The organism is Micromonospora sp. AKA38, from assembly GCF_027925725.1.
Taxonomy (GTDB): Bacteria; Actinomycetota; Actinomycetes; order Mycobacteriales; family Micromonosporaceae; genus Micromonospora.
Window position 1 is genome coordinate 512,583 of sequence record NZ_BNEI01000007.1, and the last position, 14,408, is coordinate 526,990.

General features: G+C 70.9%; 11 protein-coding genes. All 11 read right to left on the reverse strand.

The window, feature by feature from the left end:
• Positions 1-113: 113 nt before the first annotated feature.
• A complete protein-coding gene (locus tag TPA0908_RS29670) occupies positions 114-1,154 on the reverse strand; it encodes a polyprenyl synthetase family protein (RefSeq protein WP_281943592.1) in 1,041 nt (346 codons plus the stop codon).
• 92 nt (positions 1,155-1,246) lie between these two features.
• Positions 1,247-2,800, reverse strand: a complete 1,554-nt coding sequence (gene nuoN / locus TPA0908_RS29675; protein ID WP_281943593.1) for an NADH-quinone oxidoreductase subunit NuoN — start codon at positions 2,798-2,800, stop codon at positions 1,247-1,249.
• Positions 2,797-4,329: an NADH-quinone oxidoreductase subunit M gene (locus TPA0908_RS29680; protein WP_107154680.1), complete on the reverse strand. Its 1,533-nt coding sequence runs from the start codon at positions 4,327-4,329 to the stop codon at positions 2,797-2,799. Before TPA0908_RS29680 ends, nuoN begins: the two co-directional genes overlap by 4 nt.
• A gap of 64 nt (positions 4,330-4,393) precedes the next feature.
• A complete protein-coding gene (gene nuoL, locus TPA0908_RS29685; RefSeq protein ID WP_281943594.1) occupies positions 4,394-6,322 on the reverse strand; it encodes an NADH-quinone oxidoreductase subunit L in 1,929 nt (642 codons plus the stop codon).
• A 10-nt stretch (positions 6,323-6,332) separates the two neighbouring features.
• Positions 6,333-6,632 (reverse strand): NADH-quinone oxidoreductase subunit NuoK, encoded by a 300-nt coding sequence (gene nuoK, locus TPA0908_RS29690; RefSeq protein ID WP_089154544.1) that lies wholly within the window; start codon positions 6,630-6,632, stop codon positions 6,333-6,335.
• Positions 6,629-7,399, reverse strand: a complete 771-nt coding sequence (locus TPA0908_RS29695; protein ID WP_281943597.1) for an NADH-quinone oxidoreductase subunit J — start codon at positions 7,397-7,399, stop codon at positions 6,629-6,631. The genes nuoK and TPA0908_RS29695 overlap by 4 nt, the downstream gene beginning before the upstream one ends.
• Positions 7,396-8,034: an NADH-quinone oxidoreductase subunit NuoI gene (gene nuoI, locus TPA0908_RS29700; RefSeq protein ID WP_281943599.1), complete on the reverse strand. Its 639-nt coding sequence runs from the start codon at positions 8,032-8,034 to the stop codon at positions 7,396-7,398. Before nuoI ends, TPA0908_RS29695 begins: the two co-directional genes overlap by 4 nt.
• Position 8,035: 1 nt before the next feature.
• The gene (nuoH, locus tag TPA0908_RS29705; protein WP_281943601.1) at positions 8,036-9,391 is read right to left on the reverse strand and encodes an NADH-quinone oxidoreductase subunit NuoH; all 1,356 of its coding nucleotides are present in this window, start codon (positions 9,389-9,391) and stop codon (positions 8,036-8,038) included.
• Positions 9,388-11,901, reverse strand: coding sequence for an NADH-quinone oxidoreductase subunit G (locus TPA0908_RS29710; protein ID WP_281943603.1), 2,514 nt, complete (start codon positions 11,899-11,901; stop codon positions 9,388-9,390). Before TPA0908_RS29710 ends, nuoH begins: the two co-directional genes overlap by 4 nt.
• Positions 11,901-13,217 (reverse strand): NADH-quinone oxidoreductase subunit NuoF, encoded by a 1,317-nt coding sequence (nuoF, locus tag TPA0908_RS29715; protein WP_281943604.1) that lies wholly within the window; start codon positions 13,215-13,217, stop codon positions 11,901-11,903. The genes TPA0908_RS29710 and nuoF overlap by 1 nt, the downstream gene beginning before the upstream one ends.
• Positions 13,214-14,374, reverse strand: a complete 1,161-nt coding sequence (nuoE, locus tag TPA0908_RS29720; protein ID WP_281943606.1) for an NADH-quinone oxidoreductase subunit NuoE — start codon at positions 14,372-14,374, stop codon at positions 13,214-13,216. The genes nuoF and nuoE overlap by 4 nt, the downstream gene beginning before the upstream one ends.
• Positions 14,375-14,408 lie beyond the last annotated feature (34 nt).

The following is a 14,408-nucleotide window of genomic DNA, read 5'->3' on the forward strand; positions in this document are numbered from 1 at the left end:
CCTCAACTGCGGCCTACTCCTGGCAGAGACTACGTTCGGTAACGGTCGGGACAGCGCCGGCGTCCGCGGCCCGGCCGCACGGATATCGGTCGCGCCTGGCGACCGGAACCGGGTCAGCTGGTGCGGTCGGCGATGTAGTCGCAGAGGGATTCGAGGGCGCGGCGGGCGGGACCCTCGGGGAGCGGGGCGAGGTGGGCCCGGGCGTCCTCGGCGTAGCTGCGCACCGTCTCCCGGGCGCGCTTGAGCGCCGGGGACTCACGGAGCAGCGTGAGCGCCTCGGCGTGCAGCGCGTCGTCGACGAGCGGGCCGGTGGCCAGGATCTCCCGCAGCCGGACGCTGGCCGCGTCCGAGTCGTCGCCGGCCAGCGCGTAGAGCACCGGCAGCGTGGGCACGCCCTCGCGCAGGTCGGTACCGGGCGTCTTGCCGGACTGCACCGACTCGCTGGCGATGTCCAGCAGGTCGTCGGAGAGTTGGAACGCGACGCCGATGACCTCGCCGTACCCGGCCAGTGCCTCGATGTGCGCGGCGGACGCGCCACCGAACATGCCGCCGAAGCGGGCCGAGGTGGCGATCAGCGAACCGGTCTTCTCGGCGATCACGTGCAGGTAGTGCGCGACCGGATCGGTGCCGCGCGGGCCGACCGTCTCGGCGATCTGACCGTGCACCAGGCGGGCGAACGTGCGCGCCTGCAACCGGACCGCCTCCGGGCCCAGGTCGGCCGCGATGTCCGCGGCCCGCGCGAAGAGGAAGTCGCCGACCAGGATGGCCACCGAGTTGCTCCAGCGGGAGTTGGCGCTCGGCGCGCCCCGCCGCACGGCCGCCTCGTCCATCACGTCGTCGTGGTAGAGCGTGGCCAGGTGGGTGAGTTCCATCACCACGGCGGCCGGGACCACCTGGGCGGCCTCCGGATCGCCGAACTGGGCGCCCAACGCCACCAGCAGCGGCCGGAACCGCTTGCCGCCGGCCTCCATCAGGTGCCGGGCCGCCTCGGTGACCAACGGGTCGGCGCTGGCCACGCCGGACCACAGTTGGGCCTCGACCCGGTCGAGGACGCCCAGCACGGACGCTTCGACGCGCGGGTCGGCGAGGTGCAGGCCGAGCGCGCCGAACTGACCTGAACGCTCGCCAGCCGGGTTCACCACGTCTTCAACCATGCCACACCCGTTCGACCTGCTCGGTGAGGGGGATACGGACCGGGGGGCCGGTACGCCACGGCGTACCGGCCCCCCGGGTGGAACCACTTCCGTCATCGGACGAATTCGGCGGCACCGGTGGTCAGGTCCAGCAGAGGCCCGGGGACCACACCGAGGACGAGCGTGGCGAGCACGCCGATCATCAGGGCGGCCGAGGTGAGCGCGCCCGGCACGGTCACCGTCGGGGTCGCCTCGCCCGGCTCCGACAGCCACATCATCACCACGACCCGCAGGTACGGGAAGGCCAGCACCATGCTGGTCAGCACGCCGGCGATCACCAGCCATGCCTGGTCGGCCTCCAGCGCCGGGCCGAAGACCGCGAACTTGCTGGTGAAGCCGCTGGTGAGCGGGATGCCGGCGAACGCCAGCAGGATGAACGTGAAGATCGCCGCGAAGAACGGCGAGCGGCGGCCCAGCCCCGCCCAGCGGGACAGGTGGGTGGCCTCGCCGTCCGCGTCCCGCACCAGCGTCACCACGGCGAACGCGGCGAGCACCGAGAAGCCGTACGCGGCCAGGTAGAACATCGTGCCCGACAGCCCTTCCTTGCTGGGGGCCAGCACACCCACCAGCAGGTAACCGGCGTTCGCGATCGACGAGTACGCCAACAGGCGCTTGATGTCCGTCTGGGTGACCGCCAGCACGGCGCCGACCAGCATGGTCAGCACCGCCACCACACCGATCACCGGCGTGAAGTCCCAGGAGGCCCCGGCGAACGCGACGTGGAACACCCGCAGCAGCGCGCCGAACGCGGCGACCTTCGTGCAGGCCGCCATGAAGCCGGTCACCGGCGTCGGCGCGCCCTGGTAGACGTCCGGCGTCCAGACGTGGAACGGCGCGGCGGCGGCCTTGAAGAGCAGACCGATGGCGAGCAGCGCCATGCCGGCGAAGAGCAGCACCTGGCTGGACGAGGACTCGCCGACCGCGGCGTGCACGGTGGCGAAGTCGACGCCGGCGCCACGGCCCGGGATGCCGGAGGTGAAGCCGTAGATCAGGGCCACACCGAACAGGAAGAACGCCGAGGCGTACGCGCCGAGCAGGAAGTACTTCATCGCCGCCTCCTGGCTCAGCAGCCGCCGGCGGCGGGCCAGCGCGCAGAGCAGGTAGAGCGGCAGCGAGAAGACCTCGAGCGAGATGAACATGGTCAGCAGGTCGTTCGCCGCCACGAAGATCAGCATGCCGCCGATCGCGAACGAGATCAGCGGGTAGACCTCGGTGGCCCCGCCGACGCCGTCGGCCTGCTTCCGGTCCTCGGGCGACTCGGCGGTGACCGCCGCGTGCGCCACGAATGCGCCGCCCCGCTCCACCGTGCGCTCGCCGACCAGCAGCAGCGCCATCACGGCCAGCACCAGGATGGCGCCCTGGAGGAAGAGCGTCGGCCCGTCCACCGCGATCGCGCCGCCGGCGGTGACCAGCCGGGCGTCGGACTTCAGGATCACCATGGTGATCGCGGCCAGCGCCGCCACCAGGGCGAGCGCGAGCTGTACCGCGTTGCGCAGCCGGCGCGGCACGAACGCCTCGACCAGGACGCCCAGCAGGGCGGCGCCCAACATGATCAGGATGGGAGCGAGCGCCGCGTAGTCGATCGACGGCAGCTTCAGTTCACTCACTTTGAAGCCTCCTGGACGCTGCCGACCTCAGGGGCGGGATCGGACTTGCCGACGTCCTGCATGGTCGCCTGGACGGCGGGGTTGATGACATCGGTGACCGGCTTGGGATAGAAGCCGAGCAGCACGATCAGCGCGATCAACGGCGCGACGACGACCTTCTCGCGCAGGCTGAGGTCCCGACGCATGCCCTCGACCTCGGTGAGCGCCGGGTTCAGCGTGCCCTGGGTGGTGCGCTGCACCATCCACAGCACGTACGCCGCCGCCAGGATGATGCCGAGCGTGGCGATCACCGCGACCGGCTTGTTGACGGTGAACGTGCCGATCAGCACCAGGAACTCGGAGACGAACGGCGCGGTGCCGGGCAGCGCCAGCGACGCCAGACCGGCGAAGAAGAGCACGCCGGCCAGCACCGGCACCAGCTTGCCCGCGCCGCCGAAGTCGCTGATCAGCGCCGAGCCGCGCCGGGCGATCAGCATGCCGACCACCAGGAAGAGCAGGCCGGTGGCGAGACCGTGGTTGAGCATGTAGAGCACCGCGCCGGTGCCGGCCTGGGTGGTGAACGCGAAGATGCCCACCCCGATGAAGCCGAAGTGCGCGATCGAGGTGTACGACACCAGCCGCTTCAGGTCGTTCTGCCCGACCGCCAGCAGCGCCGCGTAGATGATGCCGATCACGCCGAGCGCCAGCGCGTACGGCGCGAACCAGCGGGACGCCTCCGGGAACAGCGGGAGGCAGTAGCGCAGGATGCCGAACGTGCCGACCTTGTCCAGCACGCCGACCAGCAGCGCCGCCGCACCGGCCGGCGCGGCGCCACCGGCGTCCGGCAGCCAGGTGTGGAACGGGAAGAACGGCGCCTTGATCGCGAACGCGAGGAAGAAGCCGAGGAACAGCCAGCGGGCGGTGTTGGTGGCGAACTCGGCCTGACTCAACGCCTGCCAGTCGAACGTCTTCCCGCCGACCACCCAGAGACCGATCACCGCGGCCAGCATGAACAGGCCGCCGACCAGCGAGTAGAGGAAGAACTTCACCGCCGCGTACTGCCGCTGGTGGCCGCCGTAGCTGCCGATCAGGAAGTACATCGGGACGAGCATGACCTCGAAGAACACGTAGAACAGAAAGACGTCGGCGGCGGCGAAGACGCCGATCATCGTGCACTCGAGGACGAGCAGCAGCGCGAAGTAGACCGGCACCGAACGCTTCGACTGCTCGGCGTCGTGCCACGACGCCAGGATCACCAGCGGCACCAGGATCGCGATCAGCATCAGCATGACCAGCGCGATGCCGTCCACCTCGAAGGTGAACCGCACACCCCAGTTCGGGATCCACGCGTACGACTCGCGGAACTGGAACCGGTCACCGTCGGCGGAGAAGGCGAACCACATCACCACCGAGAGCACCAGCACCAACAGCGACCAGCCGAACGCCACCAGCTTGGCCAGGTCCGGCCGCCGACGTGGCAGCAGCGCCACCACCAGCGCGCCGACCAGCGGCGCCACGGTCAGCACCGAGAGGAACGGGAAGTTGGACATTATTCGGCCTTACCTCCGTCGTGACTGCGTGGCCCGCCGGCGGGGGCGGCCGCGTTGAGGTCGATCACGCCAGCCACCCCGCCTGTACCGCCAGGAACGCCGCCACCACGAGCAGCGCGCCGGTCAGGATCGAGGTCGCGTACGACCGCACGAAGCCGGTCTGGAGCCGCCGGAGCCGGCCGGAGCCCCCGCCCACCGCGGCGGCCAGGCCGTTGACCAGCCCGTCGACGCCCCGGTTGTCGAGGAAGACGAGCGCCCGGGTGAGGAAGATGCCCGGCTTCTCGAAGACCGCCTCGTTGACGGTGTCCGTGTAGAGGTTCTTGCGGGCGGCGGTGACCAGCACGCCGGCCGGCTGCGGCTCGGTGGCCGTGCCGTTGCGGAACAGGAACCAGGCCAGCCCGGCCCCGAGCACGGTGATCAGGATGGAGAGGATGGTGATCACGGTGTGCGAGAGCACGCCGTGTGCCTCGCCACCGGCCTCCTCGCCGAGCACCGGGGTCAACCACGACACCACGCTGTCGTTGAGCGTCATCAGACCACCGGCCACCACCGAGCCGGCGGCGAGCAGGATCAGCGGGATCGTCATGAGCTTCGGCGACTCGTGCGGGTGCTCGATGTCCTCGGTCCACCGCTTCGGGCCGTGGAACGTCAGCACGAAGAGCCGGGTCATGTAGAACGCGGTGAGCCCGGCGCCGAGGAGCGCTGCCCCGCCGAACAGCCAGGCGGTCCAGCCCTCCCGTTCGAACGCGGACGCGATGATCGGCTCCTTGGAGAAGTAGCCGGAGAGCGGCGGGATTCCGATGATGGCCAGCCAGCCCATCATGAACGTCAACCAGGTGATCTTCATGTACTTCGACAGCCCACCGAAGCGGCGGATGTCCACCTGGTCGTTCATGCCGTGCATGACCGAGCCGGCACCGAGGAACATGTTGGCCTTGAAGAAGCCGTGCGCCAGCAGGTGGATGATCGCCAGCGCGTACGCGCCGCCGCCGAGGCCGACGCCGAGGAACATGTAGCCGATCTGGCTGACCGTGGACCAGGCCAGCACCCGCTTGATGTCGTCCTTCGCCGCGCCGATGACGCAGCCCATCAGCAGCGTGAGCGCACCGACGCTGACCACCACGAGCTGGAGCGTCTCGTTCGCCGAGAAGATCGGGTTGGAGCGGGCGATCAGGTAGACGCCGGCGGTGACCATGGTCGCCGCGTGGATGAGCGCGGAGACCGGGGTCGGGCCCTCCATCGCGTCCGGCAGCCACGCCTGGAGCGGGAACTGGCCGGACTTGCCGGCCGCGCCGAGGAGCAGCAGCAGGCCGAGCACCAGCACGGTGGTGGAGGTCAGCGAGCCGACCCCGTTGAACACCTCGTCGTACTGAGTCGTGCCGAGCATGGCGAACATGACGAAGATGCCGATGGCCAGGCCGGCGTCGCCGACCCGGTTCATCAGGAACGCCTTCTTGCCGGCGGTGGCCGCGCTCGGCCGGCCGTACCAGAAGGAGATCAGCAGGTACGACGCCAGGCCGACGCCCTCCCAGCCGAAGTAGAGCATCACGTAGTTGTTGCCGAGCACCAGCAGCAGCATCGCGGCGACGAACAGGTTGAAGTACCCGAAGAACCGCCGCCGGCCCTCGTCGTGCGCCATGTACTCCACGGCGTAGAGGTGGATCAGGAAGCCCACCCCGGTGATCAGCAGCACGAACACCGCGGCCAGCGGGTCGAAGAGCAGACCGAAGTCCACCTTCAGGTCGCCGACCGTGATGAACTGCCAGAGACTCGACTGGACCTGCTTGTTCTCCAGGCCACGGAGCTGGAAGAAGTACGTCAGGCCGAGCACGAACGCGGCGCCGATGGCCGCCACGCCCAGCCAGTGGCCCCAGCGGTCCGCCCGCTTGCCGAGCAGCAGCAGGACCGCCGCGCTGACCAGCGGGATCGCCACCAGCAGCCAGACACTGCCCAGCAGCCCATCCGCCGTAGCGAATTCCACAGTCTGTTCCACGACTGGCCCCTCAGTACTTCAGCAGGTTGGCGTCGTCGACGCTGGCCGAGCGCCGGGTCCGGAAGATCGCCATGATGATCGCGAGCCCGACCACGACCTCGGCCGCCGCCACCACCATCACGAAGAACGCCATGATCTGGCCGTTCAGGTCACCGTTGATCCGGCTGAACGTGACCAGGGTCAGGTTGGCCGCGTTGAGCATCAGCTCGACGCACATGAACAGCACGATCGCGTTGCGCCGGACCAGCACGCCCACGGCGCCGATGGTGAACAGCACCGCCGCGAGGATCAGGTAGTAGTCCGGGGTCATTTGTCAGTGCCCTTCAGTGCGGTCTCCTCCGACGTCATGTCGCGCACCGGCATGATCTCCGGGATGCCGCGGTCGGTCAGCCGGCCGTCCGGCAGGCGGGCCGGCGTGGCCACCGAGGAGGAGGTGGCGAAGACGCCCGGGCCGGGCTTCGGGCCGGGGTAGTTACCGGGACGGAACCGCGCCTTCATGGTGGCGACCTGGTCCATCCGGTCCTCCTTGCGCCGCTCCACGTGCGCCAGCACCATCGCGCCCACCGCGGCGGTGATCAGCAGCGCCGAGGTCAGCTCGAAGGCGAAGACGTACTTGGTGAACAGCAGCCGGGCGATGCCCTGCACGTTGCCCTCGGCGTTCGCCTGGTCGAGCCCGACCGCCCGCACGCCGTCGAGCGCGCGGTAGAGACCGGTGCCGACCAGGCCGGCGAAGCCGAGCCCGAGCACCACCGCGGCGACCCGCTGGCCGCGCAGCGTCTCGATCAGCGAGTCGGACGCGTCGCGACCGACAAGCATCAGCACGAACAGGAAGAGCATCATGATCGCGCCGGTGTAGACGATGATCTGCACCATGCCGATGAACGGGCCGGCCTGGAGCACGTAGAACACGCCCAGGCAGAGCATGGTCAGCACCAGCCAGAGCGCGGAGTGCACCGCGTTGCGGGCCCACACCATGCCGAGTGCCCCGATCAGGGCCAGCGGGGCGAGGATCCAGAACGTGACCTCCTCGCCCCCGGTCACGTCGCCCGCCGCGGCGAGCACCGTAGAAGTGGTCATACCCCTGCTCCCTTGCCCGCCTCGGACCGCTGCGCGGCCTGCTCGGCACCGGGGAAGGTCACGCCGGGGTGTTCCTCCACCGGATACTGGCCGCCCGCAGGCGAGTGCTCGGCACCGGCCGAGGTGCCCGGGTTGGTCAGCGCACCGACGTAGTAGTCCTTCTCGCTGTCGCCCAGCCGCATCGGGTGCGGCGGCTGCTCCATGCCTTCGAGCAGCGGCGCGAGCAGCTGCTCCTTCGTGAAGATCAGGTCCTGCCGGTTGTCCCGGGCCAGCTCGTACTCGTTGCTCATGGTGAGCGAACGGGTCGGGCAGGCCTCGATGCAGAGCCCGCAGAAGATGCACCGGGCGTAGTTGATCTGGTAGTTGCTGGCGTACCGCTCACCCGGGGAGAAACGCTGCTCCTCGGTGTTGTCGCCACCCTCCACGTAGATCGCGTCGGCCGGGCAGGCCCAGGCGCACAGCTCGCAGCCGATGCACTTCTCCAGCCCGTCCGGGTGCCGGTTGAGGATGTGCCGCCCGTGGTAGCGCGGCGCCGAGACCGGCGGCTTGAACGGGTAGTCGGTGGTGACGACCTTCTTGAACATGTGCGAGAAGGTGACCCCGAAGCCCTTGAACGTTCCGGTGATCGCGCCCACGTCACACCTCCCTGGACTCGGAGCCGGCGACGACGTTGGCCGGCTCCCGCTCGGCGACCACGCGCTTGGTACGCGGGCTCGGCGGAACCTGAAGATCCATCGGTGGCAGCGGGAAGCTGCCGTACGGCCGGCTGTCCGCCTGCTCCTGGGGCGACGGCTTCGGCTGCTTCTTCCGGCTCGGCCAGAAGAGCGTGGCCAGCAGCAGCACGCCCGCGCCGATGGCGGTGACGAGCAGCCGGTCCCGGGTCTGCCAGTCCTCGATCGAGCGGAGCCCGGCGAGCACCAGGATCCAGACCAGGTTGATCGGCAGCAGCACCTTCCAACCGAAGCGCATGAACTGGTCGTACCGGAGCCGGGGCAGCGTGCCGCGCAGCCAGACGAACACGAAGACCAGCAGGATCACCTTGCCGAAGAACCACAGCATCGGCCACCAACCCTCGTTGGCGCCCGACCACAGCGTGATCGGCCAGGGGGCCCGCCAGCCGCCGAGGAACAGCGTCGTGGTGACCGCGGACATGGTCACCATGGCGACGTACTCGGAGAGCATGAACAGCGCGAACTTCAGCGAGCTGTACTCCGTCATGAAGCCCGCGACCAGCTCCGACTCCGCCTCCGGCAGGTCGAACGGGGCCCGGTTGGTCTCACCGACCATGGCGATGAAGAAGATGATGAAGCTGGGCAGCAGCAGGATCGCGTACCAGCCCGGGGTGGGCAGGTCGAAGCCGCCGATGCTGAGCTGCGTGCCGTCGGCCTGCTTGGCGACGATCCCGCTCGTCGACATCGTGCCGGCGGTCATGAAGACCGCCACGATGCTCAGCCCCATGGCGACCTCGTACGAGATCATCTGGGCGCTGGAGCGGAGACCGCCGAGCAGCGGGTACGTCGAGCCGGAGGCCCAGCCACCGAGCACGATCCCGTAGACGCCCATCGAGGAGCAGGCCAGGATCACCAGCACCGCCACCGACACGTCGGTGACCTGGAGCGGCGTCCAGTGGCCGAAGATGCTCACCTTCGGGCCGAACGGGATCACCGACAGCGCGGTGACCGCGGAGATCACCGAGATGGTCGGTGCGAAGAAGAAGACCACCTTGTCGGCGGCGCGCGGGAGGATGTCCTCCTTGAACGCCATCTTCAGGCCGTCCGCGAGCGTCTGGAGCAGGCCGAACGGGCCGACCTGGTTCGGGCCGGGCCGCACCGCCATCCGGCCGACCACCCGCCGCTCGAACCAGACGCCGAGCAGCGTGGCCAGCAGGCCGAACGCGAACGCGAAGACGATCTTCCCGAGGACCAGCCACCACGGGTCCTTGCCGAAGTCGGCCAGCGTCGGGTCCTGCGCCGCGAGGTAGACCGCGTTCACTGGTGTGCACCCCCTGCGTTGAGGAGCGGACCCGGCCGTGCGGCGGCGTCCGCGGCGACGCGTCCGGCCGGAACGGCCGGTCCGTCGATGGAGCCCGCGGTCACCGTCACCACATGACCGGACGTCGCGCCGAGGCTGCGCCGCACGGTCGAACCGGGTGAGTTGGTCGGCAACCAGACGACACCGTCCGGCATCTCGGTGATCGCCGCCGGCAGGGTGACCGCGCCGCGGTCGGTGCCGACCGTGACCGGGTCGCCGTCGGCCACGCCGAGCGCCTCGGCGGTGCCCTTGCCCAGCCGGACGACCGGCAGGCGGGCGGTGCCGGCGAGGTGCTCGTCGCCGTCGGTGAGGCTGCCCAGGTCGAGCAGTTGGTGCCAGGTCGCCAGCACGGCCTCGCCCGGACCGGGCTGCGGCACGGTGGCCGGCTCGACCGAGGGGGCGGACGGCCGCTCGGTGCGGGTCCGGGGCAGCGCGCCCAGCTCGCGGCGCACGCTCAGCACGTCGCCGGTGCCGAGCCGGACGTCGAGCAGCGCGGCGATCGCGTCCAGCACCCGGCCGTCGGTCATCGCGCCGGTGTCCAGCACCCGCTCGAAGGTCCGCAGCCGGCCCTCCCAGTCCAGGAAGCTGCCGGCCTTCTCGACCACCGGGGCGACCGGGAAGACCACGTCGGCCCGGCGGGCCACCGCACTCAACCGCAGTTCCAGGCTGACCAGGAACGGCACCGCGTCCAGGGCCTCCTCGGCCCGGCGCGGATCGGCCAGGTCGGCCGGGTCGACGCCGGCCACCACCAGCGCGCCGAGCTTGCCGTCGGCCGCCGCGGCGAGGATGCCGTCGGTGTCCCGGCCCGCCTGGCTCGGGATCACCCCGGCCGGCAGGTCCCACGTCTCGCCCAACTCCGCGCGGGCGGCCGGCTCGGTGACCACCCGGCCGCCGGGCAGCAGGTTCGGCAGGCAGCCCGCGTCGACCGCGCCGCGGTCACCCGCGCGCCGCGGCACCCAGGCCAGCCGGGCACCGGTACGCCGGGCCACGTCCGCCGCCGCCGACAGGCCGCCGGGCACCGCGCCCAGCCGCTCGCCGACGATCAGGATCGCGCCCGGCTGCCCCAGCGCCTCGGCCACCGTGGCGTGCTCGGCCAGCACGCTGGCCTCCTCGCCCGGCACCACCCGGGCCAGCTTGGCCCCGAGCTTCTCCAGGCCGCGGGTCGCGAACGGCGCGATCGCGTACACGGTGAGCGTCTTCTTCAGGTACGCCTTGCGCAGCCGCAGGAAGAGGATCGGGCACTCCTCCTCCGGCTCCAGGCCGACCAGCACCACGGCGGGCGCGTTCTCCACGTCCGCGTAGGTCACGTCGGTGACCCCGGCGACGCTGCTGGCCAGGAAGTCGGCCTCCTCGCGGGAGACCGGGCGGGCCCGGAAGTCGATGTCGTTGGTGTGCAACGCGACGCGGGCGAACTTGGCGTACGCGTAGGCGTCCTCGACGGTGAGCCGGCCGCCGGTCAGCACCGCCGTGCCGGTCGCGCCGTCGCGGGCCGCGCGCAGCCCCTCGGCGGCCCGGGTGAACGCCTCGCTCCAGGACGCCTCGCGCAGCTCACCGGTCTTCTCGTCGCGCACCAGCGGGGTGGTGAGGCGGTCGAACGCGCGGGCGTACTGGAAGCCCCAGCGGCCCTTGTCGCAGTTCCACTCCTCGTTCACCGCCGGGTCGTCACCGGCCAGCCGGCGCAGCACCTTGCCCCGCCGCCAGTCGGTGCGCTGCGCGCAGCCGGCCGAGCAGTGCTCGCAGACGCTGGGCGAGGAGACCAGGTCGAACGGGCGGGACCGGAAGCGGTACTGCGAGCCGGTCAGCGCGCCCACCGGGCAGATCTGCACGGTGTTGCCGGAGAAGTAGGAGTTGAAGGGGACGTCCCCCTCGTCACCGTCCTCGCCGTACGCGTCGTCCCGGTAGATGTTGATCTCCTCGTGCGAGGAGCGCCCCATCAGGTCGATGAACTTGTCGCCGGCGATCTCCTCGGAGAACCGGGTGCACCGCTGGCAGAGCACGCAGCGCTCGCGGTCGAGCAGCACCTGGGTGCTGATCGGCAGCGGCTTCGGGTACTCCCGCTTGTGCTCGTGGAAGCGCGAGTCCGTCCGGCCGGTGGACATCGCCTGGTTCTGGAGCGGGCACTCGCCGCCCTTGTCGCACATCGGGCAGTCCAGCGGGTGGTTCAGGAGCAGCAGCTCCATCACCCCCTCCTGGGCCTTCTTCGCGACCGGCGAGGTGAGCTGGGTCCGCACCACCATGCCGTCGGCGACGGTCTGGGTGCAGGAGGCGACCGGCTTGCGCTGGCCCTCCACCTCCACCAGGCACTGCCGGCAGGCGCCGGCCGGGGCCAGCAGCGGGTGGTCGCAGAAGCGCGGGATCTCGGTGCCCAACTGCTCGGCGACCCGGATCAGCAGCGCCCCCTTCGGCGCGGTGACCTCGACGCCGTCGATGGTCAGCGTGACGGTCTCGGTCTGCTTGGCTACGTCCGTCATCAGTGCGCCCCTACCAGGGTCTTCTCCGACAGCTTCGGTGCGGTACGTCCCTCGATGTAGTCGAGGTAGTCCTGCTTGAAGTACTTCAGCGACGAGGTCACCGAGCTGGTCGCGCCGTCACCCAGGCCGCAGAACGAACGGCCGAGGATGTTGTCGCAGGTGTCGAGCAGGGTGTCCAGGTCCTCGTGGGTGCCCTGGCCGGCCAGGATGCGCCGGTAGACCCGGACCATCCAGTAGTTGCCCTCCCGGCACGGGGTGCACTTGCCGCACGACTCGTGGTGGTAGAACTCCAGCCACCGGTAGGTCGCGTACACCGGGCAGTCCTGGTCCGAGAAGATCTGGGTGGCCGTGGTGCCGAGGATCGAGCCGGCCGCCGCCACCCCCTCGAAGTCCAGCGGCACGTCCAGGTGCTCGGCGGTCAGCAGCGGCGTCGACGAGCCGCCCGGCGTCCAGAACTTCAGCTCGTGCCCGGGCTGCATGCCGCCGGCCAGCTCGATCAGCTCGCGCAGCGTGATGCCCATCGACGCCTCGTACTGCCCGGGGTTGGCGATCCGGCCGGAGAGCGAGTAGATCATCGGGCCGGACGACTTCTCCGTGCCCATGGTCTTCCACCAGTCCGCGCCGCCCAGCACGATGTAGGGCACGCTGGCGATGGTGCCGACGTTGTTGACCACGGTCGGGCTGGCGTACAGGCCGTGGGTCGCCGGGAACGGCGGGCGCAGCCGGGGCTGGCCCCGGAAGCCCTCCAGCGAGTCCAGCAGCGCGGTCTCCTCACCGCAGATGTACGCCCCGGCGCCGGAGTGCACCACCAGGTCCAGGTCGAAGCCCGAGCCGAGGACGTTCCGGCCGAGGTAGCCCTTGGCGTACGCCTCGGCGACCGCGCTGCGCAGCCGGCGGGCGGCGTGCACGGCCTCGCCGCGGATGTAGATGTAGGCCCGGTTGGCCCGGATCGCGTACGAGGCGATGATGACGCCCTCGACCAGCGAGTGCGGGTCGTGGGTCATCAGCGGCAGGTCCTTGCAGGTGCCCGGCTCGCCCTCGTCGGCGTTCACCACCAGGTAGTGCGGCTTCCCGTCGCCCTGCGGGATGAAGCCCCACTTGAGCCCGGTCGGGAAGCCCGCACCGCCCCGGCCGCGCAGCCCGGAGTCCTTGATGAGCTGGATCAGGTCGTCCGGGTGCGCCTTGAGCGCCTTGCGCAGGGCGGCGTAGCCGTCCAGCTTCTCGTAGGTGCCGAGCCGCCAGGCGTCCGGCGACAGCCAGCGCTTGGTGAGCACCGGCGTGAGCTTGGCCAGCGTCTCCGGCCGAGGAGTGGTCACTTCCGGACCCCCGTTCCGTTCGCGTCCGCCGGGTCGGCGCCGTCGGCGTCCGTACCGGCTGCGGCGTCCTTGAGGTTGCGCTCCTGGGCGCCGGCCGCGTCGCCGGCGGGCTTGCCGTCGCCGGCCGGCGGGTTCGCCGCCACGCCGGCCGCCTCCGCCGCCCGCGCGTCGCGGGGCGCCGGGGCCGGGCCGTCCGTCGGGACCTTGGTGCCGGGCGCGTCCGCGACCGGGGTCCGCGCGTCCGGCTGCCGGGTCTCGGCGGTACGCACCTGCGGCGACTTGTCGTCCGGCGCCTTCACGTCCGGCGCGGTGCTGCCGCTGGCCGCCTCCGGCGTCGCCGGCTCGGCCGCGCCGGCGTTGCCCGGGGTGGCGGCCTTGGCCGGAGTGCCCGTGGCATCGGCCTTCGCCGGCGCGGGGGCCGGCTTCTCGGCCTCGGCCTTCGCCTTCGCCTCGGCGGCGGCCCGGTCGGCCTCGGCCTTGCTGCGGATCGGCGTCCTCGGGTCGAAGCCCGGCACCGAGATGCCGTGCTGCTCGGCCAGGCGCAGGCCGCGCAGGCTCGGCTCGCCCGGCCCGCCGTCGGCCACCGCGCCGTCCCGCTCGTCGGCGAAGCCGGCGAGCTGGACCGCCATCTCCTTGAGCGTGCAGAGCCGCGCGCCCCGGGTCGGCATCGGACGACCGCCGGCCTGCAACTCCTGCACCACGCCGAGCGCGCCCTGCGGCTCCACGTTGTCGAAGAAGTCGTAGTTGACGGTCATCACCGGGCCGTAGTCGCACGCCGCCAAACACTCGGCGTGCTCCAGGGTGATCTTCCCGTCGGCGGTGGTCTCCTCGTGCCCGACGCCCAGGTGCTCGGCGAGCGTGTCGTAGACCGCCTGACCGCCCAGCACGTCGCACATCGTGTTGGTGCAGACGCTGACCAGGTAGTCACCGGTCGGCTTGCGCTTGTACATGGTGTAGAAGGTGGCGACGGCGCCGACCTGGGCCTTGTTCAGCCCGAGCACCTCGGCGCAGAACTCGACGCCGGCCGGGGAGACGTACCCCTCCTCGGACTGCACCAGGTGCAGCAGCGGCAGCAGCGCCGAACGGGACCGGTCCGCCGGGTACCGGGCGATGATCTCCCGCGCCCGCAGCCGGGTCTCCTCAGTGAACACGTTCATCAGAGCCGCCTTCCGTTCGCGACTGCGGGGCTCG

Excerpts from the sequence above, each read along its gene's own strand:
- TPA0908_RS29670 (WP_281943592.1), bottom strand. The coding sequence starts at position 1,154 with ATGGTTGAAGACGTGGTGAACCCGGCTGGCGAGCGTTCAGGTCAGTTC.
- TPA0908_RS29680 (WP_107154680.1), bottom strand. The coding sequence starts at position 4,329 with ATGTCCAACTTCCCGTTCCTCTCGGTGCTGACCGTGGCGCCGCTGGTC.
- nuoK (WP_089154544.1), bottom strand. The coding sequence starts at position 6,632 with ATGACCCCGGACTACTACCTGATCCTCGCGGCGGTGCTGTTCACCATC.
- TPA0908_RS29695 (WP_281943597.1), bottom strand. The coding sequence starts at position 7,399 with ATGACCACTTCTACGGTGCTCGCCGCGGCGGGCGACGTGACCGGGGGC.
- TPA0908_RS29710 (WP_281943603.1), bottom strand. The coding sequence starts at position 11,901 with ATGACGGACGTAGCCAAGCAGACCGAGACCGTCACGCTGACCATCGAC.
- nuoE (WP_281943606.1), bottom strand. The coding sequence starts at position 14,374 with ATGAACGTGTTCACTGAGGAGACCCGGCTGCGGGCGCGGGAGATCATC.